Genomic DNA, 26141 nt, shown 5'->3' with positions numbered 1-26141 from the left:
CTCTACTCTATATGAGATACGATGTCACCTAAAGCTTCTTTTTGCATATCAATCAGTTGGAAAATGCCTTGTTCTGCTGCATCAAGTAGTTCATTTAACTGCGCTCTACTAAACGTCGCTTCTTCTCCAGTTCCTTGCACTTCAACAAACTGGCCTTTTCCAGTCATAATCACGTTCATATCAACGTCTGCTTTAGAATCTTCTGCATAGTTTAAATCTAAAACAACACCTTGTTCTTCAACAATCCCTACTGACGTTGCTGCTAAATAATCTTTTACTGGAATTTTAGATACTTTTTCTGCTTGTAATAACTTCTCAAACGCTAATACCATCGCTACATATGCACCTGTAATAGAAGCTGTTCTCGTTCCACCATCCGCTTGAATAACATCACAATCAATCCAAACCGTTCTCTCACCAAGCGCTTCTAAGTCAACTACCGCACGTAATGCTCGTCCAATTAAGCGCTGGATTTCCATTGTACGTCCTGTTACTTTCCCTTTACTTGACTCCCTAATTGTACGTTGTTCTGTTGCACGTGGAATCATCGCGTATTCAGCTGTTACCCATCCTTTTCCTTCTCCACGCATAAATGGCGGTACACGCTCTTCAATTGTTGCTGAGCAAATCACCTTTGTATCCCCAACTTCAATTAATACAGATCCCTCTGGATGTTTTAAATAATTCGTATGAATATGTATATGGCGTAATTCTGTTTTCTCTCTACCATCTACTCGCATAAAAATAACCTCCTCTTAATTACTACTCGTTAGTATAGCCAAATTTAAATGTATGATATGTATACAATAAAAGAAGGAGAACCCAAAAAGCAATTCTCCTTTCTTACTTAAGTATATCAAATTATTCAAGATTAAAAACTACCTGTATTCACGTTTTCTGGACGATCTACAGGTTTTATTAACTTTCCGCCCTTTTCATCTATAAGATTTGCTTTTCCATTTACTTCAATAGAAATATTTTTCACACCTTTCTTTTCTGTTAAAGATAAAACTAACGACTTCAATACGTAATTTGAAATCATATTTTTATCTGGGTTTACAAATATATTTTCATTAAAGTTTAATGTAAGGTTTCCGTCTTGTAATTTCGGATTCGTAATAAGCTTAACGCCTGGATTAAAATCATTTAGGAGCGATTGATGGATCGGACCTTTTACAAGCTCATCTATAATTGCTGCATAGTCATTTTCTTTACCTTCCGCAACGCGGCGTGTGACTGGTACGTAGTATTGCTGTTTATTATTATTTTGCGCCATAAAATACAGTGTGACTGGTTTTGTATTTGTTACATCTGTTACTTGTTCATCATCGAAGTTAATACCATTTGCACGGCTCACTCCTTCACCAAGCGGTGTACCACCAACCGGCATTTTTGCCAATTTCTCACCATTTATTTGGAACTGCACTTGTTTTATCTCTGTAAATTGCGTCAACGTCCAAGCTATAGATTCAACGATTTGACGCTCTTCTTCTTTCGCATAGTTTTTCATTTCTTTAGAGAAATCAATAACTGCCGTTCCGTCCTTTTTCAAATCTAAGGTCATCGTTGTATTCGCCGGAATGACTGCACGAAACCCATTTGGTAATAAATTCGTTACCGGTCCATCTTTCACAAGGTATTCTAACGTTTGCTTCACAGTCTCATTTGCTTTCGGAGTAGGTATAGCTAACGTTTGTGGTACAACATAACCATTTTTATCAACAAGGTATAGTTCTCTATTTACCATTTGCCCTTGCTTATCTTTTTTAGCTACTTCTTTCTTCCCACCCTCTGTATACGTAACTTGTTTTGGCGGATCAATTTGTTCAGTTGCTTTCTCTTGATTTATAAAGCCACACCCTGTTAGTAAAACAGCGCTCACAGTAGCACCAACAACCCATTTAAAAGTGGATTTAGGCATGCCATTCCCCCCTAAAATCTAAGTTTGTACTATTATGTATACGAGCTGTTTCACGTTTTAGAACAAGCTGTGCCTCTTATAAATTGAAACTTTAATCAGCAGGGGTCTTACTACCCAGCAAATAGCAAGATAAAACAAAAACTCCTGATTTCTCAGGAGCTCACTTATATAAATTCTACTATTATTCTTTTTCTAAATGAATATGCTTCACATTTTCAATCGGTTGACCGAACCATTTTGATGCAATTTCTTTAAACAAGCCTATTTTTCCTGTTGTTAAGAAGAGATGATCGCTTTGTTCTTCTCCTTCATTCAACATTTTACTATGATATAAGATTGTACTTACTTCACGTGCTGTTTCATCACCAGAACTAATTAGTTGCACTTTATCTCCCATTACTTTTTTAATAACAGGTCCTAAAATCGGATAATGTGTACACCCTAATATAAGTGTATCAATATCGGTACTTTTCAGTGGTTGCAGCGTTTCTCTTACAACTTCATACGCCATTTCACTTTCGAAATTCCCACTCTCTACAAGTTCAACGAAAGGTGGACAAGCTAAACTTTCTACCATAACACGGTTATTAATAGACTTTAACGCCTCTTCGTATGCACCACTTTTCACCGTTCCAATCGTTCCAATAATCCCAACGTGATACGTGTTTGTCACTTTTAAAGCTGTACGTGATCCTGGGTGAATAACTCCTACTACTGGAATTGGTAATTGTTTTTGCATCTCTTCTAATACAACTGCAGTTGCTGTATTACACGCAATAACTAACATTTTAATATTTAAATCTAGTAAATGCTCCGTCATTTCCCACGTAAATTGACGTACTTCTTCTCGAGAACGTGGACCATAAGGACAACGTGCTGTATCTCCTAAATATATGATACGCTCTTTCGGCAACTGACGAATTAATTCCTTCGCTACTGTTAAACCGCCAACTCCTGAATCGATAACACCGATTGCTCTATTCAACTTCATCACCCGTTTTCTCATTCATCATCTTTTATGTTTATCATTATATTTTACACACTTTAAGTTCGCTCACTTAAACTGCTTCTGTATGAAAATTTTCATTTGTACCTGTATAGACTAGGACTTTTTTATTTTGCTCCTTTTTTTCATAATTTGCAAGACAGAAAAATAACCGACCTTCTATATGAAAGTCGGTTTCTTCTATATAAAGCGCGTATTTATTGCTCCTTCTTTTTTCGGAAAAAAGACATTCCCATTAATAAGAAGAAATGAGCAGAAATTAAAATGACGATAATTTATTTACAGCCCTTTTTATCGCCTTACCTATTTCCACGCTAGACTGTGGATTTTGTCCTGTAATTAAATGACCATCTACTACTACATGCGGCGTAAAATTGGGGGCTACATAAAACAAAGCTCCTTCTTCTTTCAACTTACTTTCTAACAAAAACGGAACGCGCTTTTCTAAATGTACAGCTCTTTCTTCATCGTTTGTATAACCTGTTATACGCTTACCCGCAACAAAAAACGAGCCATCCTTATTTTTCACACCGACTAACGAGCTTACTCCGTGACAAACGGCCGCTACAATCCGGTTATTGTTATACATATTCTCAATCAAATTTGCTACATATGGATTACCTGGAAAATCTACAATCGCCCCGTGCCCACCACCAAATAAAACCGCATCATAATCCGAAAAATGAACCTTTGAAATCGGCCTCGTATTTTGCAATAAAGAAGCTACATACTTGAATTCGCGAGGTATACCATTCGGAATAGACACTCTATCTATAGGTACTCTCCCACCTTTTATTGACACAATATCAACATCAAACTTAGCCTTTTTAAATACATGATAAGGAGCTGCGAGCTCTTCCAGCCACAAACCAGTCGGGTGTCCATTCATATCATGAGCACTTGTTGAAACTAACAGTATCCTTTTCAACATATCCCCTCCTTATTACCTATTTATGTATGAAACGTTTTTATCATTCATATAGCACATGAAACAAACAGAAAAATAGCCGACTTTTATATAAAAGTCGGCTGCTTTCTTATAATTCGAGCTCTCCCATACGAAGAAGCTCCACAACTGCTTGTGAACGTCCTTTAACCCCTAGCTTTTGCATTGCGTTTGAGATGTGGTTGCGAACTGTCTTTTCACTTATAAAAAGTTCACCTGCAATTTCCTTCGTTGTTTTATCTTGAACCAGCAATTCAAATACTTCTCTCTCTCTCTTTGTGAGTAAAGGTTTAGATTGATACGCTTTTTCCTTCAACTGGTATAACCCTCCTTGCTTAAGCCAGAGCTGTGTATGTGTAAGTTGGGTGTTTATTTAGTCAAGATATTGTATGAACGAAATGTGCAGGTGGTGAATGAAAATGGGCTTTATTTCCTATGTTATTTTAGACTTTTATACAGTGCGTACACTCTTTTTATCCACTTACTTTCCAACGCGCCATATTTGTTCTAGCAATATACTTACAACCGTACCTACAAATAAACCATTACCGAATATATATTGCATAATAGACGGCAAGGATTGGAGTGCTCCAGACGGTAAAAACATAACGCCGCTGCCAAATAATACTGCAACGCCTAAAATCGTTACATTCCTTTCACTCATCGGCACTTGTTTTATATTATTAAATCCAATTCCAATTAACTGTACGAACGAAGCCATTAAAACAGCCGATGCAACAGCTGATGGTAAAGATGCTAAGTAACGAATAATACTTGGAAAAAGAGACATTACGACTAGTAACGCACATGCCATTAAGAACGATCGTATATACTTTTGTTTTGTTAAACGTATAAATCCTGCCGTTGCTGGTAACGGAACGACACCTACAGTTGAAAATACAGAAGAGATGAGATGCGAAATCCCCCCAACCCATGTTCCATCTTTCAACTGTTTTTGTTCAATAGTCGCTTTATGAATAGTTGCTTGATTAATTGCTATAATAGCTGCCACCGTATTCGAAACTAAAATACATACCATAACGAAACTTGATACAGCCATACCTGTATTCCATTTTGGAAGTCCCCAAGCAAATATATGTGGAAGTTGCACAAAATGAGTTACTTGAGATGGGATTGTCACTTTTCCTGCAATGAGAAAAATAATCCACCCACTAATTAATCCTATTAAAACTGCATAACTTTTGACAAAGCCTTTTCCAAAATTAGATAGTATAATAACGAACAGAAATATACTAAACGCGATCATTGCTGTAAATCCGTCGATTTGAGAAATAGTAGCTGTAATTCCTAACATTCCTTTTAAAAATACACCACTTAATTGTAAACATAATAAAAGTAAAAACGTCCCTGTCACAAGCGGCGTAAATAAAAATAAAATACGTCCTATAAAACCAGTTACTCCTAATCCTATTAAAATAACACCGGAGATTATCATTCCTAATTCTAAAATTTGCAGTGTACTATGTAATTGATCTTGTCCGGCCGTTGCATAAGCAAGTACGGTAAATACACCAACCCAAGATCCAGCCGGCCCATCCGCAATTGGCAGTCTATGCCCAAGCCATCCTTGTAAAAAAGAAGATATCCCAACTACAAAAAACGTACGCTGCATTAAATAAAATATTTCTTCCGTCGTAAGATGAAATAATCCGCCAACGACAATTGGTAGTGCTATTGAATTTGCTAATAAAAATATAAACCATTGCAAAGTTCCCATAATATGATTTTGGTTATGTTGATTGTCCAATTTTTTCATCCCTTCTAGCTTTCCTATAAAAATATATTGTAAGAATAAAAAAGAAGAGTTCTATACTCACCATTAGAACCCTCCTCAAAATATTTAAACGATTCTTCTACACAAGATTATTTAATTCCACCTCATTTAAACTTCCAACAACAATATTTCCTTTATACACGACTAAACGTTTTTCTGTTTGACGCGCTACTGCTTCAGCAGCGCATGTCGCATTCGTCAAAACAAAGCTTGCTTCATCCCCTACATTCGGCCATACTCGCTTCCCTTCATTATTTAACGTTTCTTTTCCTCCTGTAATAAAGCGGAGTGCTTTTCCTAAAGACCTTTCGTCACTCCACCCAAAACGCTCTGCTAATCGATTCGCCTTTTGAAGCATATCACCTGTTCCAAACGGTGACCAATGATCTGTAATGCTATCATTGCCTAATGCAACCTTAACACCTTTTTTATCTAATAACGGAATTGGGATTACTTGTTTACCAATTGGCACTGTTGAAGTAATATCAATATTTACATTTGCGAGTCTTTCTGCCACTTCTTCAGCCTCTTTATCAGTAACACCACCAAGTCCAAGTGCATGACTAATCGTTACACGGCCTTGCCATCCTGCTTCTTCTGTTAAACTTGCCAATCTCTTCATCGTAAACGTTCCAAGATTATTCGCATCGTGCAAATGAATATCAACATCCGCATTAAATTCTACTGCGATATCCATAATTGTATGTAATGACTTTTCAATGTCATTATCTACTGTAGCTGGATCTACTCCTCCGACTAGATGAGCACCCATACGCATCGCATCTTTCACGAGTTGCACAGAATCACTGCGCAATAATCCATGTTGCGGAAACGCAACAATTCTACTAGACACTCGATTTTTATATGTTTCTAATGCCACTAACGTCGCCTCCAGATTACCAAGCCCAATAATCGGATCGACATTACAATGCGTTCTAATATTCGTTGCACCATTTTGCAGTAGTAACTCTAGCATATTTTCCGCTCTATTTTGGGCAGTCGCTAATTGCTTTGGTAAAATTTTTTCTTCTTCATTAAAACGTGTAAAAATACTTTCTGCTGACATACAAGCTTTCCATGGGCCACTATAGTATGTTTTATCAATGTGAATGTGCATCTCTTTGAAAGCTGGCAACATTAATAAGTGCTTAGCATCAAAAGTTACTATATCTTCCTCTTGAACAATCCCTTTTATAATTTTTTTAATCCGACCATCTTCAATAAGTAAACTGCATAATTCTGTTTCTGTTTTTGAAATTCTCTCTTCTTCATATGTATACCCTGATTCAATCATTACGTTATTCAACCAATATGCTGTCATCTCTATTTCCCCACCCTTTATTAAAAATCACCTCATAACTACAAGTTTAATATCCACCGAAAATTAAGACAATTAATACAATCGCTTCTCACAAAAAAATGTAATACAACCCCATGGTCTTCTCATAAATTTCCATATAGAATAAAAGTATGCAGTTTGATATAAAAAGGAGTTGATTGGAATATGTCAAAAAAGTTATGTAAATCCGAAACTGATAAAATGCTATTTGGTATATGTGGTGGTTTAGGAGAATATTTTGATATTAGCTCTACTCTTATTCGTATCATTTGGGTTATTGCTGTTTTATGTTTTGGGACAGGATTTTTAGTTTATTTCATTTGTTTATTACTTATGCCACGTTCGTACTAACGGCATCATTTCACATACTTAAAAAGAGCAAATCACCTATAGAATCCTATAGGTGATTTTTTCATGAAGAATATTTCATCGTTAAATGTAATACTGCCACTTCTTCTTCTTCATTTTTATAAATATGCTTCTTATTCGCTTCAAATTGAATGGAATCAAACTCATTTAATTCGTATACATCATTCTCCACTTGAATAGACACTTTCCCTTTCATTACCGTTACAAGCTCAATCGCACCTTCATGATGAGCTTCTGGTTCATATATACTATTTGATCGTAAACAAGCACGGTGCATTTCCATCCCTGTTTCTTTCGTATAACGGAACATCGTTTCTAAATGCCACGCTTGCCCTTCATCTACTGCAAATCCTTCTCCACAGCGCGCAACAGCTACAGGTTCTCCAACAACCATTAATCTGGATAAAGGAATTGATAACCCTTTCGTTATTTTCCAAATGACAGCTAGCGTCGGATTTGTTTCCCCTCTTTCAATCTTTCCTAATGTTAATTTACTAACTCCTGTTTTATGAGCTAATTCTTCTAAACTTAATTTCTGTTCATTTCGAATTTGTCTCAATAACTGTCCAACTTGTTGAATGACTTCTTTCGTTTGCATATCTTCATTTTCTTTCATATATAAAACCACCTTAAAGTATAAAATAGTTTACTTTAATTTAATTAAAGTATATCATACTATACATAATTATTTATTTTCGAAAGGAGTGCTATATTTCATGCGCGCAATTTTATTAGGCCTTTTATCATCGGCCTTTTTTTCTGCAACCTTTATTATTAATAGAGCAATGAATGTATCTGGAACGAGCTGGGCTTGGACAGCTTCCTTCCGTTTTTTATTTGCTCTTCCTATTTTATTCCTTATCGTTTTATTTCGCAAAAACTTTAGGGGATTATGGGAAGAGTTAAAAAAACATCCATTGGCATGGATCGGATGGGGTTCTGTTGCCGGGATTGGTTTTTATTCTTTATTAAGTTTCGCAGCTGTCTTTTCTCCAGCTTGGCTCGTTGCTGGAACTTGGCAAGTTACGATTTTAGCTGGTTTACTACTATCACCACTATTTTTCGTGAAAATAGAAACAAAATCAGGTACGAAACTTGTACGTGGAAAAATTCCACTTCGTAGCTTATATGTTGCATTATTTATTTTACTTGGTGTAATTTGTATGCAAGCAACTGCCGCAGGCCATATTACAATGACTCAGTTCATTTCAGGTTTTTTACCTGTCGTATTAGCCGCTTTCTTATATCCGTTCGGTAACCGAAAAATGATGGAGCTTGTTGGTGGACGCCTTGATACGTTCCAACGTGTATTAGGAATGGCAATTGGAAGTCTTCCTATAACAATCTTGCTTGGTATATACGGATTTTCTACTACTGGCATTCCAACATCCAACCAAATGCTTCAAGGATTTCTGTTAGCATTATGTTCCGGTGTTATTGCAACGATGACATTTTTCTTTGCTACTGACTTAGCAAAAGATAACCTCTCTCTACTTGGAGCTGTTGAAGCAACACAAGCTGGAACGATGGTCTTTACCGTGCTTGGTGAAATCATTTTCTTAAATGGTTCACTCCCTGGAGGACTTTCTCTCATCGGAATGATTATTATCATGTTAGGAATGGTTGCAAATAGTATTTTAAACCGTTCTGTTCCAGTCGTTAAACAGAAAAAATCAGCATAAAAAAAGAGTATGGTTCTATAGAGATGAACCATACTCTTTTTTATTGTCCCCCTATTTCGCCTTATCAGAATAGTATTTCATTGGCTCTTTATACTAAAACTTATGTTATAATACGTTTCATGCGCATTAATAGGAGGTAAATTATGTTAAAAAAAGCAATCGCTGAATTTATTGGTACATTTGTACTTGTATTATTCGGAACTGGAGTAGCCGTCACTGGCGGCGGAATTGAAGGAATTGGAACATTAGGAATCGCTATGGCTTTCGGTCTATCTATTGTAGCTATGGCATATAGCATCGGAACAATTTCTGGATGTCACATTAACCCAGCAGTATCAGTAGCTATGTTCATCAACAAACGAATGAACGCTATGGAACTTTGTTATTATGTATTAGCTCAAATTTTAGGTGGTTTATTAGGAACTGCAACGTTAGTAACAATTTTAAAATCTGCTAAAACACCTTTAGATAATTTAGGACAAAATGGTTTCGGAACTCTTGGTTTATCTGGAGCATTTTTAGTTGAGTTCATTTTAACTTTCGTATTTATTTTAGTTATCGTTGCTGTAACAGGTAAAAAAGGAAGTTCTTCTTTAGCTGGACTAGTAATTGGTTTCACATTAGTTTTAATTCACTTATTAGGAATTCCGTTAACTGGAACATCTGTTAACCCAGCTCGTAGTATCGCACCAGCTTTATTTGTTGGTGGAGAAGCACTTTCTCAACTATGGGTATTCATCGTAGCACCAATTCTTGGTGGTATCTTCGCAGCTATCGTAGGTAAATTCATTTTAAATACTGAAAAATAGAATTTTCAATATTTCTGAATAAAAAAAGGCGAGCCCTCATTATGAGGAAGCTCGCTTTTTTTTATTCTTTCATTTTAGACTTTAAATTTGTAACTAATTGATCTACCGTTACATTTGCAAGTACGTTTTCCATCGCTTCTTGCGCTTGCATTAAAATAATTTCTAATACTGATTGAATATTAGCTCCTACTGGACATTCAATGTTGGGATTTTCATGGAAGGAAAATAGCTGTCCTTCTTCTACAACTTCCACTGCTTTATATACATCAAGTAATGTAATTTCTTCTAAATCTCGAGCAAGTGTCGTACCACCTTTACCAGCTTGTACATCAACAAGTCCTGCTCTCTTCAACATTCCTGTAATGCGACGAATCACAACTGGATTTGTATTCACACTACCGGCAATCCATTCAGAGGTACAGCGAGAGTTTCGATCTATCGCAAGTAATGTCAGCATATGAACACCTACTGTAAAACGACTACTAATCCCCATCTGCACACCCTCCTTTTTATTCATTCTATTAAAAGACGACTCTTATCATTATATACTATTTTTAATTTATACATAAAGAAAAAGCATGATTTCAATAGGAAATCATGCTTTTCTCTCATTATTGACGCTTTATAAATTTCGCTAAATCTTTAAATTTCACTTTATCTGAGTAATTCATTACGCCGTTTACGTAAATGCGGCTTGTAACAGCATTTAATACCGCAATTGTCGCCAATAAGACTGCTAATGTTATCGTAATTTCTAGCATACCTGCTTCACCAGCTACAATACGTGAGAAGGTAACCATCGGTGTAAAAAAGGGAACGTAAGAACTTACAACGACGATAGTACTATTCGGATCACTTAATGATTTAATACTAATAAAGAATGCAGCCATAATTAAAATCATTACCGGGAAAGATACAGCTTGTAAATCCTCCGTCTTAGACACGACAGCTCCAGCAGCAGCATACATCATCGCATAAAGTAAATATCCCGTAATGAAATAAACAAGAAACATGCTGATAACCTTTGCATCTAATTTCGTAAAGTCAATTGGAATACCAAATAGTGAGGCACTTTCTAAATCGACCCAACCTAACAAATATGGAATAAGATAACCACACGCCAATATGACAAGTTGCAATAACGCCGTTGAAACAACCGCTAAAATTTTCGCATACATCATCGTAAGAGGCTTCACTTTCGGAAGCATTACTTCCATTACACGTGACGCCTTTTCAGATGCAATATTCATTGCGATTGTATTTCCGAACGCTACAATAAACATATATAAAGCAAATGTAAAGAAATAGGCAATTCCGAAAGAAGATGTACGATCTTTTATCGCTTCTTGCTTTACTTGAATTTCTGTTTGTAATTGCTGTGCAATTTCTGGTGAAACATTATTTTTGGCAATCGTCACCATCGTATATTGTTGCTTTAAATATCCTGCCATAATTGCAGAAGTTGCTTGGCTTGGAAATCCATTATACATATATGTAATCGATGGAGCCCCACCCTTTTCCGTCACATGGAATAGACCATCTAAATCACCTTCTTCTACTTGCTTATGCAGTTTATCAAAATCATCCTTTGAACCAATTGTTATTTTTGCTGATGGCAATAGCTTATTTAGCTCATCTTTTTGTACTTTATATGTGGAACTCTCTACTACAACTGCAATTTTATCTTTATCCTTATTTTTATCATCGCCTGAAGTAAAATGATTAAATGTAAAAATCCCAAACACAACTAAAAATAAAATCGCACTCGTAATTAATGATTTTTTAGATAAAAATGCTTCCCTAAAATAAAATGAAAATACGTGAGAAAATTTACGCATCGTTATTTCGCCCTCTCTACAAAGATTTCGTTTAACGTCGGCTCTAACATTTTGAATTGTCGTAAGCTAACACCATGCTCTTGCAACTGTTGCAAAATCTTGAGAGCTTCCGCATCGTCTTGTACTTTCACATAAAGAAGGCCTTGTTGTTTTTCATACGATACATGTATAGCTTCTAATCCCTTTTCATTCTCTACTGTATCTTCAATCGTTAAATTACGGAAACCGTATTCTTTCTTAATATCACTTAGCTGTCCTTTTACGACTGCTTCACCTTTTTTCAAAATACATACATGTTGGCAAAAAGCCTCTACTTGTTCCATACGATGACTTGATAAAATAATCGTCTTTCCGCTCTGTACTTGTTCTTCAATAATACTAGCTAACATCCCAGCATTAACTGGATCGAGGCCGCTGAATGGTTCATCTAAAATGAGAAGTTCCGGATTATGAAGAAGAGCAGCAATTAATTGGATTTTTTGCTGATTCCCTTTTGAAAGCTCTCCAGCCGTTTTAAATTTATATTCTGGTATCGCTAAACGCTCTAACCAGTGATCAATAGCGTGATCCACTTCTTTCTTCGACATTCCTTCTAATCTACCAAAATATCGCAGCTGATCTATTACTCTACTTTTTGTATATAAACCTCTTTCTTCTGGTAAATACCCAATTGTTACACCACTATTTCCAAATGCTTTTCCATCCCATGTAATCGAACCTTCATTAGGCGTTAATAATCCGAGAAGCATTTTGATTGTTGTTGTTTTCCCTGCACCATTTCGTCCAAGTAACCCTAGTACTTCACCTTTTGGTAACGAAATTTGCAAACCGTTAACTGCTTTTGATTCCCCAAATTGTTTCGTTAAGTTTTGAATTTGTAAACTCAAGTATAAAGCCTCCCCTTTAGTATCATTCGTACTCTCTTTCAAAGACTATGTTTATTCAAGACAAAATATAGCACCACGCTTCATCCTCTTATATGTAAACATCGTCATTAATCCATCATTTGTTCTATTTAGTTAAAATTGTAAATAACAAAGTTCTTTTTGTCAATTATAATTGTCATTACGACAATAAAAATTGTCAAAACAACTATTATTATTTTGCTCATCTTTCTAATATAGGACATACTACTATATATACAAAAGACAATATGCAAATGTTCATATAAAAATATTATATTTTAATATATAATATAAAATGATTTTCTAACATCAAGGAGGATACATATGAAGATGAAGAGGGGCATTACCACTTTATTATCTGTAGCGGTTCTATCTACATCACTTGTAGCATGTTCAGGAACACCAGAGAAAACAGTGGCAAAAGAAGAGAAAGTAAAATTAACAGAACAACAATTAATGGCTGATTTATGGTATCAAACAGCCGGTGAAACGAAAGCACTTTACTACCAAGGGTACAACATTGGTCAATTAAAGCTTGATGCAATTCTTGCAAAAGGGACAGAGAAAAAACCTGCTATCGTGCTTGATTTAGACGAAACTGTTTTAGATAACAGTCCTCATCAAGCAATGAGCGTAAAAACAGGCAAAGGCTATCCTTACAAATGGGATGATTGGATTAATAAAGCTGAGGCTGAAGCCCTTCCAGGCGCAATTGATTTCTTAAAATATACAGAGTCTAAAGGTGTAGATATTTACTACATCTCAAATCGTAAAACGAATCAACTAGATGCGACAATTAAAAATCTTGAGCGTGTAGGTGCTCCTCAAGCAACGAAAGAACATATATTACTACAAGATCCGAAAGAAAAAGGAAAAGAAAAACGCCGTGAACTCGTTTCTCAAACTCATGATATTGTCTTATTCTTCGGTGATAACTTATCTGATTTCACAGGTTTTGATGGAAAATCTGTAAAAGATCGTAACCAAACAGTAGCAGATTCAAAAGCACAATTTGGTGAGAAATTCATTATTTTCCCGAATCCAATGTATGGCGATTGGGAAGGCGCTTTATATGATTATGATTTCAAAAAATCAGATGCAGAAAAAGATAAAATCCGTCGCGACAACTTAAAATCATTTGAAGTAAAATAAAAGAGGATGGCATTCGCCATCCTCTTTTATTTTACTTTCTCTGTTAAAGGCAAGATAAATACTTCCACACGTCTATTCTTTGCCTTTCCTTCTTGTGTATCGTTTGGAGCAATTGAACGGTATTCTCCGTATCCAATCGCACTAAATTTTTCTGGTTGTAATTCTTTATTTTGCAGTAATACTTGCATAAAATTAACTGCCCGCTGCGTACTTAATTCCCAATTCGACGCAAACTGCGCATTGGCAATAGGGACATTATCCGTATGACCCGATACTGTAATTTCACGAGGTGACGCTGAAACAAGTAAGCTAGACATCTCTTTTGCAATCCCTAAAGATTCTAATTTCACATCTGCTTTCCCCGAATCAAACAGTATATTTTCTAATATTGTCACCATTAATCCCTTTTCAGTTAATTTAGTTTGAAAAGAAGAGGATAATTGTTTTTCATTAATATATTGATCAATCTTTTTTTGTAATGCTTTCAATTCATCCATCTCTTTTTTTTCTTTAGCTCTAGCTTCTTCTTGTTTTTTTGTTTGTTCTGCCTCAAGGCTACTTGCTGATAATTCTTTTTCATCATTTGGCTTTTGATCACTTAAAAATTCTTTGTTACCTGTTCCCCCAGCTAATTCACTTCGAAAAGCAACTGCCATCTGTTTAAACTTCGCAGCATCTATACTACTCATTGCGAATAAAACGATAAACAATGCAAATAACAACGTTAACATATCAGAATATGGGATTAACCACGTTTCATCGATATGCTCATCATGTTTTTTCTTTTTGCCTCTTCTATTTTTCTTACTCCGCATTTTTTTCTGCTCCTTTTTCTAGCTTTTTACGCTCAGTTGCAGAAAGTGCACCTAAAATGCGGTTCTTCATAATAAACGGATATGTACCTTCTTGTAACATTAATAAACAATCAATGATTAAACGTTTTTTCTCAATTTCAGCTGAAGATTTTTGCTTTAACTTATTTGCAAATGGATGCCATAATACATAACCTGAAAAAATACCAAAAATCGTTGCAATAAACGCACCCGAAATAGCATGACCTAACTTTTCAATATCAGTTAAGTTACCAAGCGCAGCTACAAGACCGATAACAGCACCTAAAACTCCTAATGTCGGTGCATACGTACCAGCTTGTGAAAAAATAGCAGCTCCCTTTGCATGTCTTTCTTCAATTGCCTCTAATTCAGATTCCAAAATCTGCTCCAAATCTTCTGCGGATACGCCATCAATCACAAATTTCATACCGCGCAAAAGAAATTCATCTTGAATTTTGTCTAATTGTTGCTCTAAAGACAAAATACCGTATTTTCTACTTTCAGATGTCCAATGAACAAATAATTCTAGCAACTGTTCATAACTTAAATCCTTTTTATTTGAACCAAAAAGAACTTTAAATAGTTTTGGAACCCTTTTTAGTTGATTCATCGGAAATGCAATACATACTGCAGCAAATGTACCGATAAAAATAATTAATGCTGCGGCAGGATTTAATAAGGCTGTTATGTCAGCGCCCTTGACGACCATCCCTACTACCACTGCTACAAATCCTAAAATAAGTCCAATAATTGTTGCAAAATCCATTCCCATTCACTCCCAGTCTATACAAGAAGTTCTCTATTCTCGATAATCGCTACATCTTCTTATGTATATATATTACATAAAAAATGCATTTCATGAAAGATAAGAAATGAATTATATAAAAAAATACTACAAATTCACACATTTTCTGACATTTTCTTTGCATTTCTATTACGTTATGACTCTTATATTCCTTTTCCAACAAACTAGATTTATAATAAAAAAAACATTACACATTTTATTAAGAAGGGACTGTGATTACAAGGCATCATGAAAAAGATAATAATTATTTCTGCCACTACTATTGTAATCGGGATCACATCTTTCGCTTACTTTGGTTCTAAAACACCACTACATAATGAAGCAAAAGCTGTCGAAAGTCAAAAGCATAATAACCATAAAAAAGAAGAGATTCCTGCTTTTCCAAAAGCTGATCATAATGCAAAGAAAATAGACAATGACTTTTCAGTTGTAACAAATCCAAAATCTAATCTTGTCTTAATTAATAAACATCGAAAACTACCAGATGGATACATTCCTGAAGACTTAACGAGACCAAATGTACCATTTATTAGTCCAAAAGATAAAGAAAAAACATTGCTGCGAAAAGATGCTGCAGAGGCACTTGAAAACATGTTTAAAGCTGCGAAAAAAGAAGGGCTTGATCTTACAGCTGTATCTGGTTATCGTTCATACAAACGCCAAAAATCGTTGCATGATACATACGTTAGACGCCAAGGAAAAGCCGAAGCTAATTCGGTAAGCGCAATTCCTGGTACAAGTGAACACCAAACGGGTTTAGCAATGGATATTAGTTCAAAATCAGCTAAATTTCAATTAGAGCCTATCTTCGGAGAGACAGCAGAAGGAAAATGGGTCGCAGAACACGCTCATGAATTCGGCTTTGTCATTCGTTACTTAGAAGATAAAACAGATACAACAGAATATGCATATGAACCATGGCACTTACGCTACGTTGGTAATCCATACGCTACATACCTATATAAACATCACTTAACATTAGAAGAAGCGATGGAAGACAAAAAATAAGAGAGCAAATTGCTCTCTTATTTTTCTTTCACTCTATTATTGTAGTAATTTCTTCTTCCATTCTTCAGGCCATGGTTCGCCTCTTCCTGTTTTTTTCGACGCTTGAACCATCATTCCACGACCTACTAAACAAACCTCTCCTGCTGCATTCTTCACCATATAATGTAAATCTAAAGAAGAATTCCCGACCGATCCTGCCTTTACATACACCTTCAGCTGTTCATCAAAATATATTTGCTTAATAAAATTACATTGTAAATCCGCAACAACGATCATCGTTTCTGATGATGCATGTGTCCACTCTTGCATAAATCCAAGTTCTTTAAACAACGCAATACGAGCTTCTTCAAAATAAGTAAAAGCAACGACATTATTTACATGTCCAAACATATCTACTTCACCAAAACGAACCTTTACAGGGTTGTAAAACGAAAAACCACTTTCCCATTGCTCAAAGTCTTCAATATAAGAAATCCTCTTCATTGTTATCTCCCCTTTTCACCTTTAAATAAACAGAATAAACAGAAAAATAAAGTTATAAATATTGCCTCTTCGATATGAAGAGGCAATATTTATTAATAGTTATTATCGCTACCAAAGAAATCTTTGAACGATTGAATTGTTGTATCACGGTTTAATGCCGCAATTGAAGTTGTTAAAGGAATACCCTTCGGACATGATTGCACACAGTTTTGAGAGTTACCACAGTTTGCTAGTCCTCCATCTCCCATAATTGCACGTAAGCGATCTGCTTTATGCATTTCACCCGTTGGATGTGAGTTGAATAAGCGAGCTTGTGATAACGGTGCTGGTCCAATAAAGTCAGACTTACTGTTTACGTTTGGACATGATTCTAAGCAAACACCACATGTCATGCATTTTGAAAGCTCATAAGCCCATTGACGCTTTTTCTCAGGCATTCTTGGTCCTGGACCTAGGTCATACGTACCATCAATTGGAATCCACGCTTTAACGCGTTTTAGAGCATTAAACATGCGACTACGATCAACTTGCAAGTCACGTACAACCGGGAATGTCTTCATCGGTTTTAAGCGAATTGGTTGCTCTAATTGATCGATAAGTGCCGTACATGATTGACGTGGTTTTCCGTTAATCACCATCGAACATGCACCACATACTTCCTCTAAGCAGTTCATATCCCATGCAATCGGAGTTGTTTGGTTCCCTTTTGAATCAACAGGATTACGACGGATTTCCATAAGTGCTGAGATAATATTCATATTCGGACGATATGGAATTTCAAACTCTTGGTCAAACGCTTGCGCATCTGGCCCGTCTTGTCTCGTAATGATGAGGCGGATTGTTTTCTCAGACATGTTGTTTATCCCCCTTCTCTTCACCCTTAGCAGCTACATCGTGTTTTGAAGAATAATCACGTTTACGTGGTTTAATTAACGAAATATCAACGTCCTCGTAATGGAATGCTGGTGCATTTCCTTCTCCCTCAAATTTTGCCATCGTAGTTTTTAAGAAGTTTGCATCATCACGATTTGGGAATTCAGGTTTGTAATGCGCCCCACGGCTCTCATTACGGTTATATGCGCCAATTGTAATAACACGTGCTAACTCAAACATATTTGCAAGTTGGCGTGTAAATGAAGCACCTTGGTTACTCCATCTTGCTGTATCGTTAATGTTAATACGTTTGTAACGAGCCATTAATTCTTCAATTTTCGCATCTGTTTCTAATAATTTTTTATTTTCACGAACTACTGTAACGTTATCTGTCATCCATTCTCCAAGCTCTTTATGAAGAACATACGCATTTTCGTTACCATCCATCGTTAAAATATTGTTAAATTTCTCTGTTTCGATTAATTCATTTTGCTCATATACAGTAGATGAAACAGCATCAGATGATTTAGAAAGACCTTTCATATACTCAATTGCGTTTGGTCCTGCTACCATACCACCATAAATTGCTGATAATAGTGAGTTTGCACCAAGACGGTTACCACCGTGCATAGAATAATCACACTCACCTGCTGCAAATAAACCTGGAATATTTGTCATCTGTTTATAATCAACCCATAGTCCGCCCATTGAATAGTGAACAGCTGGGAAGATTTTCATCGGTAGTTTACGAGGATCATCCCCTGTAAATTTCTCATAGATTTCAATAATTCCACCTAGTTTAATATCTAGTTCTTTTGGATCTTTATGAGAAAGATCTAAGTACACCATGTTTTCACCGTTAATACCTAGTTTTTGCTCTACGCAAACATCAAAGATTTCACGCGTTGCGATGTCACGAGGTACAAGGTTTCCGTAAGCCGGATATTTTTCTTCTAAGAAGTACCATGGTTTACCATCTTTATATGTCCAAACACGTCCACCTTCACCACGTGCAGATTCACTCATAAGACGTAATTTATCGTCTCCAGGAATTGCCGTTGGGTGAATTTGAATGAACTCACCGTTTGCATAATATGCGCCTTGTTGATATACAGCAGAAGCTGCTGTACCTGTATTGATAATGGAGTTTGTTGATTTTCCGAAAATGATACCAGGGCCCCCTGTTGCCATAATCACGGCATCTGCTCCGAAACTTCTAATCTCCATAGTTTGTAAGTCTTGTGCAACGATTCCTCGGCACACACCTTCATCATCAACAACAGCTCGTAAGAAATCCCAACCTTCATATTTCGTTACAAGTCCTGCTACTTCGTGACGACGTACTTGCTCATCTAATGCGTAAAGTAATTGCTGTCCAGTTGTTGCACCAGCAAATGCTGTACGGTGATGTTGCGTTCCACCAAATCGACGGAAATCAAGAAGTCCTTCTTCCGTACGGTTGAACATAACACCCATACGATCCATTAAATGAATGATACCAGGTGCTGCTTCACACATTGCTTTAACTGGTGGTTGGTTCGCTAAGAAGTCCCCACCATAAATTGTATCGTCAAAGTGGATCCATGGAGAATCCCCTTCACCTTTCGTATTTACGGCACCGTTAATTCCGCCCTGAGCACATACAGAATGTGAACGTTTTACTGGTACTAAAGAAAACAGTTCAACATTTACTCCTGCTTCTGCCGCTTTAATCGTTGCCATTAAGCCAGCCAAGCCACCGCCGACTACTATAAGTTTCCCTTTCATGCTCTCCCACTCCTTACTGGTTTGCTAGCTGTGGATCGATGAACGCTAATAATGCACTCACACCTACATAAGATAAACCTAAGAAAATAGCTAATGTTACATAAGTAGAGATTCTTTGTGAACGTGGAGATACTGTAATTCCCCAGCTGATGCAGAATGTCCATAGTCCATTTGCAAAGTGGAAAATTGTTGAAACAACACCAACTAAGTAGAATGCAAACATAGCTGGATTGTTTAAAATATCTGCCATCATATCATAGTTTACCTCTTTACCTAACATTGCTTGAATACGAGTTTCCCAGACGTGCCAAGAAATGAAGATCAGCGTAACGATACCTGAAATTCTTTGGAAAACGAACATCCAGTTACGGAAATAACCGTAAGAAACCGCATTGTTCTTAGCTGTAAATGCAATATATAAGCCATATATAGCATGGTACAGTATCGGTAAAAAGATGATGAAAATTTCTAGCGCATACCGGAATGGAAGGAGCTCCATAAAGCCTGCAGCTTTGTTAAAAGCCTCTGCTCCTCGTGTTGCAAAGTTGTTTACAATTAAATGTTGCGTCAAAAAGACACCAACCGGGATGACCCCCATTAATGAGTGCCACTTACGAAACGTATACTCGCGGCCTTTCATGTCCCCATTACCCCCCTTGAATGTTTGACTGCTGTTTTCAGATTAGTTTATGACAATAATGTTTTTTCACTATTGGCATAAGAAAAACTGAAAAAATTATTCGAAATATTTCAGCATAATTTGATACCAAGTTCATTTTACTCCTATTTTTGTCGAAGCGTCAAGAAAACGTATACATAATTTGCATATAATTTGCCAATTCTTTTTTTCTTCTTATATATTCAGATTTTCCTAAAGAAAAATCTGTTTTTATAAATGTGAAATGTTATATAATAATCCCTATAGAAAGAGGGGAATATTGTGAGTAAAAATACAATCGATACAACATCTTTAGAAGATGTTTCATTGAACGCCTTCGCTTATGAATTGCTACGTGAAGAATTACTACCTGATTTAATCGGCAACGATTTAGATGGTATTTTATACTGGTCTGGTAGAAACCTTGCAAGAAAATATCCGCTAGAAACAATTGAAGAAGTCATTCAGTTCTTTGAAAAGGCTGGCTGGGGCACTTTAAGCATTGTTGAACATAAGCGTCGTGAAATGCAGTTCCAACTTAAAGGCACACTCATCGCAGAACGTCAAAAACAAAAACGACATTCTTCTTATCAACTAGAAGCCGGATTCATCGCTGAACAAATCCAAAAGCAACGGAACGTCGTTGCAGAGTCATACGAAGAAAAGAAAAAACGTTCTGACTCTATTACATTTCTTGTAAAATGGGATATAAAAGATCTCATTGAAGTGTAAGCATTACCTACAGTCAACTAGACATATCAGTTTAGTTGACTTTTTTGTATTTTCATTCAGATGCATTTATTTTAAATCTTCAGAAATTATATCAAAAAACAGAAGACGTTGTAAACTACAACGTCTTCTTATCTGTTAAATACGTATAAATCGTCTCCGCGACATTTTTCGGCATACCCGCTTCGACAAATTCCTCTATAGAAGCTTCTTTCATCTTCTTTAATGAACCAAAATGTTTTAACAATACCTTTTTCCGTTTATCACCGATTCCTGGAATATCATCCAATGCTGATTGAATGACAGATTTCCCGTGTAATTGACGATGGAATGTAATCGCAAATCGATGCACCTCATCTTGAATACGCTGCAATAAATAAAATTCTTGGCTATTTCTCTCAAGCATCACAGGTTCCGGTGGATCCCCAATAATTAAATGGGAGGTTTTATGTTTATCATCTTTTACAAGACCTGCCATCGGAATATATAATCCGAGCTCATTCTCTAAAATATCACTTGCAGCCGCTAGATGACCTTTTCCTCCATCAATAATAATCAAATCAGGTAAAGGTGAATTTTCTTTAAGCGCCCTTGTATAACGGCGCCTCACAACTTCTCTCATAGACTCATAATCATCTGGTCCTTGAACCGTTTTAATTTTATATTTTCGATACTCTTTCTTCGCCGGTTTCCCATCGATAAAAGCAATCATTGCAGAAACGGGATTTGTTCCTTGAATATTTGAGTTATCAAACGCTTCAATACGATATGGCGTTTCAATCCCAAGCTGCTTCCCTAAATGATCTACCGCTTTAATCGTTCGTTCTTCATCACGTTCAATTAAGTAAAACTTCTCTTCAAGAGCAATCTTCGCATTTTTATTTGCCAATTCTACAAGGTCTTTTTTCTTACCACGTTTCGGCTGCGTCGCTTCCACTTCTAAAAAGCGCTCTACTAATTCCGAGTCTATACTTCCTGGAACGACAATTTCCTTCGGCTTAAAATGACTACTGTTTTCATAAAATTGGCCGATAAACGTTAAAAAACCCTCTTCTGGTTCATCGTAAATTGGAAACATAGAAACATCACGTTCAATTAGCTTTCCTTTTCGAACGAAGAAAACTTGAACACACATCCATCCTTTATCCACTGCATATCCAAACACATCACGATCCACTAAGTCACTCATAATCATCTTTTGCTTTTCCATAATCGCATCAATATGAGCAATTTGATCACGCAACTCTTTTGCACGTTCAAACTCTAGTTTCTCTGAGGCCTCATACATTTTTATTTCTAGTTCTGAACGAACTTCTTTATGTCCACCATTTAAAAACTTAATAATTTCATCTACAATTTCTTTATTTTGTTCTTCCGTCACTTCTTTCACACAAGGCGCTAAACATTGACCCATATGATAATACAAACAAACTTTATCTGGCATATTCGTGCATTTCCGAAGTGGATACATACGATCTAGCAGTTTTTTCGTTTCATGAGCAGATTGTGCATTTGGATAAGGACCAAAATATTTCCCTTTATCTTTTTTTACGTTTCGAGTAATGAGTAAGCGAGGTTGCTTCTCCGCTGTAATTTTAATAAAAGGATATGTTTTATCATCTTTTAATTGAATATTATATTTCGGATCATATTTTTTAATTAGATTTAACTCTAAAATAAGTGCTTCTAAATTCGAAGAAGTTACAATATATTCAAAATCAACAATTTCTCCTACAAGCCGCAGTGTTTTCCCATCATGTGAACCAGTAAAGTACGAGCGCACACGATTTTTAAGCACTTTTGCCTTTCCGACATATATAACCGTTCCTTGCTTATCTTTCATCAAATAACAACCAGGTTGATCTGGTAAAATAGCCAACTTCTCTTTCAAATGTTCGTGCACTCGTCTCCCTCCATTTCTACATACTTAGCATTTTTATTTTCCCTTGAAAACATACTATGCCCAAACACCCAACATACGTTCTTTTATTGTAACGGAAAGACTGTAAAAAAGAAAATAAAAAAAGCTACCAAATGGTAGCTTTTTTTATTTTAGAAGTGTTTAGAAACTAATTCTACTAACGCTTCTTTCGGTTTGTAACCTAACGCTTGATCAACTACTTTACCGTCTTTTAATACGAAAAGAGCTGGAATGCTCATTACTTCGAATTGACGAGCAGTTTCTTGGTTTTCATCAACGTCTACTTTTACTACTTTTACTTTTTCGCCTAGTTCTGCATCGATTTCCTCTAATACAGGAGCGATCATTTTACAAGGTCCACACCAAGGTGCCCAGAAATCTAATAATACAACACCTTCGCTAGTTTCAGCTGCGAAGCTTTGGTCATTTGCGTTTACAATTGCCATTTTATTTCCTCCTTCAAGTATATTCTACCAAGAGTATATCATTAACTTATATACGTGGCGAATAATATGTATCGTTATGTATTGTAACAAAAAAATGTTCCTTTATACTATATAAAAATACGGATTAAATACTAAAAAGATGAGAGACAGGGGATCTCTCACCTTTTTCTATATATAGGGGTACTTCACTTGGAACTCAAGGGTACTAAAATCATGAATGTACTTTTAACTTTTTAAACTCTTCTGTTAAAAGAGGTACAACTTCGAATAAGTCACCGACAATACCGTAGTCAGCTACTTTAAAGATACTTGCTTCTGGATCTTTATTAATCGCAACGATTATTTTTGAGTTAGACATACCTGCTAAATGCTGAATCGCACCAGAAATACCACATGCAATGTATAAGTCTGGGGTAACAACTTTACCAGTTTGACCAATTTGTAATGAGTAATCACAGTATTCCGCGTCACAAGCACCACGAGATGCCCCAACAGCGCCGCCTAGTACGTCAGCTAACTCTTTTAATGGTTTAAAGCCTTCTTCACTCTTCACACCGCGTCCACCAGCGATAATAACTTTCGCTTCAGAAAGATCCACACCTTCTGCCGTTTTACGGACAACATCTTGAATGATTGTACGTAAATCTTTCACATCAACTGTAATAGAAGATACGTCACCGCTGCGAGACTCATCTTTTTCCAGAGTTGCAATGTTATTTGGACGCACTGTCGCAAATAAGATGCCGTCTGTTACAATCTTCTTCTCGAATGCTTTACCAGAGTAAATTGGACGAGTGAAGATAACATTTCCACCTTCAACCTCTAAAGCAGTTACGTCAGAAATTAAACCAGCTTCAAGCTTCGCTGCTAATTTTGGTGATAAATCTTTGCCAAGTGCTGTATGTCCAAAGACAATACCTTCTGGATTTTCTTCAGCATGTACAGCTAAAAACGCTTGTGCATAACCATCAGATGTATATGATTTTAATTTATCATTTTCAACTGTCACAACGCGATCTGCACCGTAATGAATCAATTCATTTGCAAAAGAGGCAACGCTGTCTCCAATTAGAAGACCTACTACTTCACCGCCTTCTGCAATTGTTTTTGCTGCTGCTACCGCTTCAAAAGAAACGTTACGTAGCGATCCATCACGAACTTCACCCATTACTAATACTTTACGAGCCATAGATTTTCCCTCCTGCATATATAATTTCGTATTTTATTAGATTACTTTCGCTTCTGTATGGAGCAACGATACAAGTTCTTTTACTTGATCTTGCAGCTCGCCTTGTAACACTTTTCCTGCATCTTTCTTAGGAGGCAAATAGATTTCAATTGTTTTTGTCTTTGCTTCCACATCATCTTCTTCTAAATCTAAATCATCTAATTCTAATTCTTCTAGCGGCTTTTTCTTCGCTTTCATAATACCTGGAAGCGATGGGTAACGCGGTTCATTTAAACCTTGCTGTGCTGTTACTAAAACTGGTAATAAAGTTGCAATCACTTCTGTATCACCTTCAACATCACGCTCAATCTTCACATTTGTACCGTCAATTTCAAGTTTTGTAATTGTCGTTACATACGGAATATTTAACGCTTCAGCTACGCGTGGTCCTACTTGTCCAGATGCACCATCAATTGCAACGTTTCCGCCTAAAATTAAATCTGCATCTTTATCTTTTAAATATTCAGCAAGCACTTTTGCTGTCGTGAACTGGTCACCATTTTCTACGTCATCTTCAATATTAATTAATACAGCTTTATCACAGCCCATTGCTAATGCAGTACGAAGTTCTTTCTCACTATCTTCGCCACCGACTGTTACAACTGTAACTTCTCCACCTTGTGCGTCTCTTACTTGAATTGCTTCTTCAATTGCATATTCATCGTAAGGGTTGATGATGAATTCCGCTTCGCCATCGTAAATTGCACCGTTTTTAATTACGATTTTTTCTTCTGTATCAAATGTTCGTTTCATGAGTACGTAGATGTTCATTCCATTTACCCCCTTGTTTTTCAGAAAGATTCTATCAATTTTAATTTTCTGTTAATTTATATTAAAAAAATAATTGAACTACCTGCCACTAAATGAAGGTTTACGCTTTTCTAAAAATGCAGCTACACCTTCTCTTCCATCTTCACTCGTAAATACTTCACCAAAAATCTGTGATTCACGTTGTACACCTTCATAGTAATGAGACGATTTTGTCGTTTGCAATAACTCTAGTACAGCACGAGTTGTTGCTGGACTTTTTCCAGCAATTTGTTTTGCAACTTTAAGCGTATCATCTAAAAGAGATTCTTCAGAGAACAATCCGTTAACAAGTCCCCACTTTAATGCTTCTGCACCAGTAATTGGTGTGCTTGTTAACATCATTTCACAAGCTTTCGCTTTCCCAACATAACGTGGTAAGCGCTGTGTACCTGCAAAGCCAGGAATTAATCCAAGTGTTAATTCAGGTAAACCAAGTTTTGCACTTTCAGTTGCAAAGCGCATGTGGCAAGACATAGCAAACTCAAGGCCGCCGCCCAGTGCCGCTCCATGAATTGCCGCAATAACTGGTTTTGAACATTTTTCAACACGCTCAAACGTAACTTGTCCAAGCTGTGCTAATTCTGTTGCTTGCTTCGCTTCAGTAACAGATGTAAATTCTTTAATATCTGCTCCCGCTGAGAAGAAACGTCCTTCACCATGAATAACAACAACACGAATGTTATCATCCTTTTCCACTTGATCAATTAATTCAGTAACGTCATGCATAACTTGTGAAGACATCGCATTCGCTGGTGCGTGATTTAACGTCGCCACCGCGATATGATCTTCAACTCTTACAGATAGGAATTTCAACATGA

28 protein-coding genes are annotated in these 26141 nt (G+C 36.4%); 6 read left to right on the top strand and 22 right to left on the bottom strand.

Annotated elements, in window-relative coordinates; all coding sequences use genetic code 11:
* Window positions 1-2: 2 nt before the first annotated feature.
* From rph to B9A45_RS06880, 7 genes are all read right to left on the bottom strand, one after another.
* Window positions 3-740 (bottom strand): ribonuclease PH, encoded by a 738-nt coding sequence (gene rph, locus B9A45_RS06910; protein WP_001261765.1) that lies wholly within the window; start codon window positions 738-740, stop codon window positions 3-5.
* 131 nt (window positions 741-871) lie between these two features.
* Window positions 872-1921: a spore germination protein GerM gene (gerM, locus tag B9A45_RS06905; protein ID WP_001126749.1), complete on the bottom strand. Its 1050-nt coding sequence runs from the start codon at window positions 1919-1921 to the stop codon at window positions 872-874.
* 181 nt (window positions 1922-2102) lie between these two features.
* A complete protein-coding gene (racE, locus tag B9A45_RS06900) occupies window positions 2103-2912 on the bottom strand; it encodes a glutamate racemase (protein WP_000774005.1) in 810 nt (269 codons plus the stop codon).
* Window positions 2913-3186: 274 nt separating this feature from the next.
* Entirely contained in the window at window positions 3187-3858 is a 672-nt protein-coding gene (locus B9A45_RS06895; protein WP_053514508.1) for a type 1 glutamine amidotransferase domain-containing protein, read from the bottom strand.
* Window positions 3859-3964: 106 nt separating this feature from the next.
* Window positions 3965-4189, bottom strand: coding sequence for a spore germination transcription factor GerE (gene gerE / locus B9A45_RS06890; protein ID WP_000659484.1), 225 nt, complete (start codon window positions 4187-4189; stop codon window positions 3965-3967).
* Between the two features lie 165 nt (window positions 4190-4354).
* On the bottom strand, window positions 4355-5650 hold the full coding sequence (locus B9A45_RS06885) for a purine/pyrimidine permease (protein WP_002062437.1): 1296 nt from the start codon (window positions 5648-5650) through the stop codon (window positions 4355-4357).
* Window positions 5651-5747: 97 nt separating this feature from the next.
* The gene (locus tag B9A45_RS06880) at window positions 5748-6989 is read right to left on the bottom strand and encodes an amidohydrolase family protein (protein WP_016110753.1); all 1242 of its coding nucleotides are present in this window, start codon (window positions 6987-6989) and stop codon (window positions 5748-5750) included.
* Between the two features lie 183 nt (window positions 6990-7172).
* Between B9A45_RS06880 and B9A45_RS06875 the strand changes: the two genes are divergently transcribed.
* Window positions 7173-7358: a PspC domain-containing protein gene (locus B9A45_RS06875; RefSeq protein ID WP_000038411.1), complete on the top strand. Its 186-nt coding sequence runs from the start codon at window positions 7173-7175 to the stop codon at window positions 7356-7358.
* A 61-nt stretch (window positions 7359-7419) separates the two neighbouring features.
* Here B9A45_RS06875 and B9A45_RS06870 read toward each other — a convergent pair whose 3' ends face one another.
* Complete coding sequence (locus tag B9A45_RS06870; RefSeq protein ID WP_000661924.1) at window positions 7420-7992, bottom strand: helix-turn-helix domain-containing protein; 573 nt, start codon at window positions 7990-7992, stop codon at window positions 7420-7422.
* Window positions 7993-8092: 100 nt separating this feature from the next.
* Between B9A45_RS06870 and B9A45_RS06865 the strand changes: the two genes are divergently transcribed.
* Together B9A45_RS06865 and B9A45_RS06860 are read left to right on the top strand one after the other, a co-directional pair.
* The gene (locus tag B9A45_RS06865; protein WP_053514510.1) at window positions 8093-9058 is read left to right on the top strand and encodes a DMT family transporter; all 966 of its coding nucleotides are present in this window, start codon (window positions 8093-8095) and stop codon (window positions 9056-9058) included.
* Window positions 9059-9201: 143 nt separating this feature from the next.
* Entirely contained in the window at window positions 9202-9867 is a 666-nt protein-coding gene (locus B9A45_RS06860; protein WP_000913213.1) for an aquaporin, read from the top strand.
* Window positions 9868-9928: 61 nt separating this feature from the next.
* Here B9A45_RS06860 and B9A45_RS06855 read toward each other — a convergent pair whose 3' ends face one another.
* From B9A45_RS06855 to B9A45_RS06845, 3 genes are all read right to left on the bottom strand, one after another.
* A complete protein-coding gene (locus tag B9A45_RS06855) occupies window positions 9929-10360 on the bottom strand; it encodes an Rrf2 family transcriptional regulator (RefSeq protein WP_000512998.1) in 432 nt (143 codons plus the stop codon).
* A 118-nt stretch (window positions 10361-10478) separates the two neighbouring features.
* Window positions 10479-11705 (bottom strand): ABC transporter permease, encoded by a 1227-nt coding sequence (locus B9A45_RS06850; RefSeq protein WP_016110756.1) that lies wholly within the window; start codon window positions 11703-11705, stop codon window positions 10479-10481.
* 2 nt (window positions 11706-11707) lie between these two features.
* The gene (locus B9A45_RS06845) at window positions 11708-12592 is read right to left on the bottom strand and encodes an ABC transporter ATP-binding protein (protein ID WP_016110757.1); all 885 of its coding nucleotides are present in this window, start codon (window positions 12590-12592) and stop codon (window positions 11708-11710) included.
* 342 nt (window positions 12593-12934) lie between these two features.
* On the opposite strand from B9A45_RS06845, the gene B9A45_RS06840 reads away from it, so the two are divergent.
* Complete coding sequence (locus tag B9A45_RS06840) at window positions 12935-13762, top strand: 5'-nucleotidase, lipoprotein e(P4) family (RefSeq protein ID WP_000782768.1); 828 nt, start codon at window positions 12935-12937, stop codon at window positions 13760-13762.
* Between the two features lie 26 nt (window positions 13763-13788).
* Here B9A45_RS06840 and motB read toward each other — a convergent pair whose 3' ends face one another.
* A complete protein-coding gene (gene motB, locus B9A45_RS06835; RefSeq protein ID WP_001256735.1) occupies window positions 13789-14577 on the bottom strand; it encodes a flagellar motor protein MotB in 789 nt (262 codons plus the stop codon).
* The gene (gene motA, locus B9A45_RS06830; RefSeq protein ID WP_000344853.1) at window positions 14567-15361 is read right to left on the bottom strand and encodes a flagellar motor stator protein MotA; all 795 of its coding nucleotides are present in this window, start codon (window positions 15359-15361) and stop codon (window positions 14567-14569) included. Before motA ends, motB begins: the two co-directional genes overlap by 11 nt.
* Window positions 15362-15628: 267 nt before the next feature.
* On the opposite strand from motA, the gene B9A45_RS06825 reads away from it, so the two are divergent.
* Entirely contained in the window at window positions 15629-16408 is a 780-nt protein-coding gene (locus B9A45_RS06825) for a M15 family metallopeptidase (RefSeq protein WP_000720201.1), read from the top strand.
* A 36-nt stretch (window positions 16409-16444) separates the two neighbouring features.
* On the opposite strand, the gene B9A45_RS06820 is transcribed toward B9A45_RS06825, so the two are convergent.
* The 4 genes from B9A45_RS06820 to sdhC form a co-directional block, all read right to left on the bottom strand.
* Window positions 16445-16891: an acyl-CoA thioesterase gene (locus B9A45_RS06820; protein ID WP_000822734.1), complete on the bottom strand. Its 447-nt coding sequence runs from the start codon at window positions 16889-16891 to the stop codon at window positions 16445-16447.
* 92 nt (window positions 16892-16983) lie between these two features.
* Window positions 16984-17745: a succinate dehydrogenase iron-sulfur subunit gene (gene sdhB, locus B9A45_RS06815; protein ID WP_001291827.1), complete on the bottom strand. Its 762-nt coding sequence runs from the start codon at window positions 17743-17745 to the stop codon at window positions 16984-16986.
* Window positions 17738-19531, bottom strand: a complete 1794-nt coding sequence (sdhA, locus tag B9A45_RS06810; protein ID WP_000676750.1) for a succinate dehydrogenase flavoprotein subunit — start codon at window positions 19529-19531, stop codon at window positions 17738-17740. Before sdhA ends, sdhB begins: the two co-directional genes overlap by 8 nt.
* A gap of 13 nt (window positions 19532-19544) precedes the next feature.
* Entirely contained in the window at window positions 19545-20171 is a 627-nt protein-coding gene (gene sdhC, locus B9A45_RS06805; RefSeq protein ID WP_000678354.1) for a succinate dehydrogenase cytochrome B558, read from the bottom strand.
* A 300-nt stretch (window positions 20172-20471) separates the two neighbouring features.
* Here sdhC and B9A45_RS06800 point away from each other — a divergent pair, with 300 nt between their 5' ends.
* A complete protein-coding gene (locus B9A45_RS06800; RefSeq protein ID WP_000042226.1) occupies window positions 20472-20921 on the top strand; it encodes a YslB family protein in 450 nt (149 codons plus the stop codon).
* Between the two features lie 115 nt (window positions 20922-21036).
* Here B9A45_RS06800 and uvrC read toward each other — a convergent pair whose 3' ends face one another.
* The 5 genes from uvrC to B9A45_RS06775 form a co-directional block, all read right to left on the bottom strand.
* Complete coding sequence (gene uvrC, locus B9A45_RS06795) at window positions 21037-22821, bottom strand: excinuclease ABC subunit C (protein ID WP_000544296.1); 1785 nt, start codon at window positions 22819-22821, stop codon at window positions 21037-21039.
* Between the two features lie 149 nt (window positions 22822-22970).
* Window positions 22971-23285: a thioredoxin gene (trxA, locus tag B9A45_RS06790; protein ID WP_001018943.1), complete on the bottom strand. Its 315-nt coding sequence runs from the start codon at window positions 23283-23285 to the stop codon at window positions 22971-22973.
* A 211-nt stretch (window positions 23286-23496) separates the two neighbouring features.
* Complete coding sequence (gene etfA / locus B9A45_RS06785; RefSeq protein ID WP_000101943.1) at window positions 23497-24474, bottom strand: electron transfer flavoprotein subunit alpha; 978 nt, start codon at window positions 24472-24474, stop codon at window positions 23497-23499.
* Window positions 24475-24510: 36 nt separating this feature from the next.
* Window positions 24511-25284 carry an electron transfer flavoprotein subunit beta gene (gene etfB, locus B9A45_RS06780; protein WP_084063953.1) on the bottom strand — a complete coding sequence of 258 codons (774 nt, stop codon included), beginning with the start codon at window positions 25282-25284 and terminating at the stop codon, window positions 24511-24513.
* A gap of 78 nt (window positions 25285-25362) precedes the next feature.
* Window positions 25363-26139 (bottom strand): enoyl-CoA hydratase, encoded by a 777-nt coding sequence (locus tag B9A45_RS06775; RefSeq protein WP_000911292.1) that lies wholly within the window; start codon window positions 26137-26139, stop codon window positions 25363-25365.
* Window positions 26140-26141: the final 2 nt, after the last annotated feature.

The sequence above is a fragment of the Bacillus sp. JKS001846 genome (genome assembly GCF_900176455.1).
Lineage (GTDB): Bacteria > Bacillota > Bacilli > Bacillales > Bacillaceae_G > Bacillus_A > Bacillus_A cereus.
This window is presented reverse-complemented; position numbering and strand designations above follow the sequence as displayed.

Coding starts and splice junctions, on each gene's coding strand:
- B9A45_RS06775 (WP_000911292.1), bottom strand. CDS start 26,139: ATGTTGAAATTCCTATCTGTAAGAGTTGAAGATCATATCGCGGTGGCG.
- motB (WP_001256735.1), bottom strand. CDS start 14,577: ATGCGGAGTAAGAAAAATAGAAGAGGCAAAAAGAAAAAACATGATGAG.
- B9A45_RS06865 (WP_053514510.1), top strand. CDS start 8,093: ATGCGCGCAATTTTATTAGGCCTTTTATCATCGGCCTTTTTTTCTGCA.
- sdhA (WP_000676750.1), bottom strand. CDS start 19,531: ATGAAAGGGAAACTTATAGTAGTCGGCGGTGGCTTGGCTGGCTTAATG.
- B9A45_RS06870 (WP_000661924.1), bottom strand. CDS start 7,992: ATGAAAGAAAATGAAGATATGCAAACGAAAGAAGTCATTCAACAAGTT.
- motA (WP_000344853.1), bottom strand. CDS start 15,361: ATGGATTTTGCAACAATTATTGGACTTATTTTAGGATTTGTAGCAGTG.
- sdhB (WP_001291827.1), bottom strand. CDS start 17,745: ATGTCTGAGAAAACAATCCGCCTCATCATTACGAGACAAGACGGGCCA.
- B9A45_RS06850 (WP_016110756.1), bottom strand. CDS start 11,705: ATGCGTAAATTTTCTCACGTATTTTCATTTTATTTTAGGGAAGCATTT.
- B9A45_RS06860 (WP_000913213.1), top strand. CDS start 9,202: ATGTTAAAAAAAGCAATCGCTGAATTTATTGGTACATTTGTACTTGTA.
- rph (WP_001261765.1), bottom strand. CDS start 740: ATGCGAGTAGATGGTAGAGAGAAAACAGAATTACGCCATATACATATT.
- B9A45_RS06840 (WP_000782768.1), top strand. CDS start 12,935: ATGAAGATGAAGAGGGGCATTACCACTTTATTATCTGTAGCGGTTCTA.
- B9A45_RS06875 (WP_000038411.1), top strand. CDS start 7,173: ATGTCAAAAAAGTTATGTAAATCCGAAACTGATAAAATGCTATTTGGT.
- racE (WP_000774005.1), bottom strand. CDS start 2,912: ATGAAGTTGAATAGAGCAATCGGTGTTATCGATTCAGGAGTTGGCGGT.
- B9A45_RS06885 (WP_002062437.1), bottom strand. CDS start 5,650: ATGAAAAAATTGGACAATCAACATAACCAAAATCATATTATGGGAACT.
- etfA (WP_000101943.1), bottom strand. CDS start 24,474: ATGGCTCGTAAAGTATTAGTAATGGGTGAAGTTCGTGATGGATCGCTA.
- B9A45_RS06895 (WP_053514508.1), bottom strand. CDS start 3,858: ATGTTGAAAAGGATACTGTTAGTTTCAACAAGTGCTCATGATATGAAT.
- etfB (WP_084063953.1), bottom strand. CDS start 25,284: ATGAACATCTACGTACTCATGAAACGAACATTTGATACAGAAGAAAAA.
- B9A45_RS06880 (WP_016110753.1), bottom strand. CDS start 6,989: ATGACAGCATATTGGTTGAATAACGTAATGATTGAATCAGGGTATACA.
- trxA (WP_001018943.1), bottom strand. CDS start 23,285: ATGGCAATTGTAAACGCAAATGACCAAAGCTTCGCAGCTGAAACTAGC.
- B9A45_RS06825 (WP_000720201.1), top strand. CDS start 15,629: ATGAAAAAGATAATAATTATTTCTGCCACTACTATTGTAATCGGGATC.
- sdhC (WP_000678354.1), bottom strand. CDS start 20,171: ATGAAAGGCCGCGAGTATACGTTTCGTAAGTGGCACTCATTAATGGGG.
- gerM (WP_001126749.1), bottom strand. CDS start 1,921: ATGCCTAAATCCACTTTTAAATGGGTTGTTGGTGCTACTGTGAGCGCT.
- B9A45_RS06820 (WP_000822734.1), bottom strand. CDS start 16,891: ATGAAGAGGATTTCTTATATTGAAGACTTTGAGCAATGGGAAAGTGGT.
- B9A45_RS06855 (WP_000512998.1), bottom strand. CDS start 10,360: ATGGGGATTAGTAGTCGTTTTACAGTAGGTGTTCATATGCTGACATTA.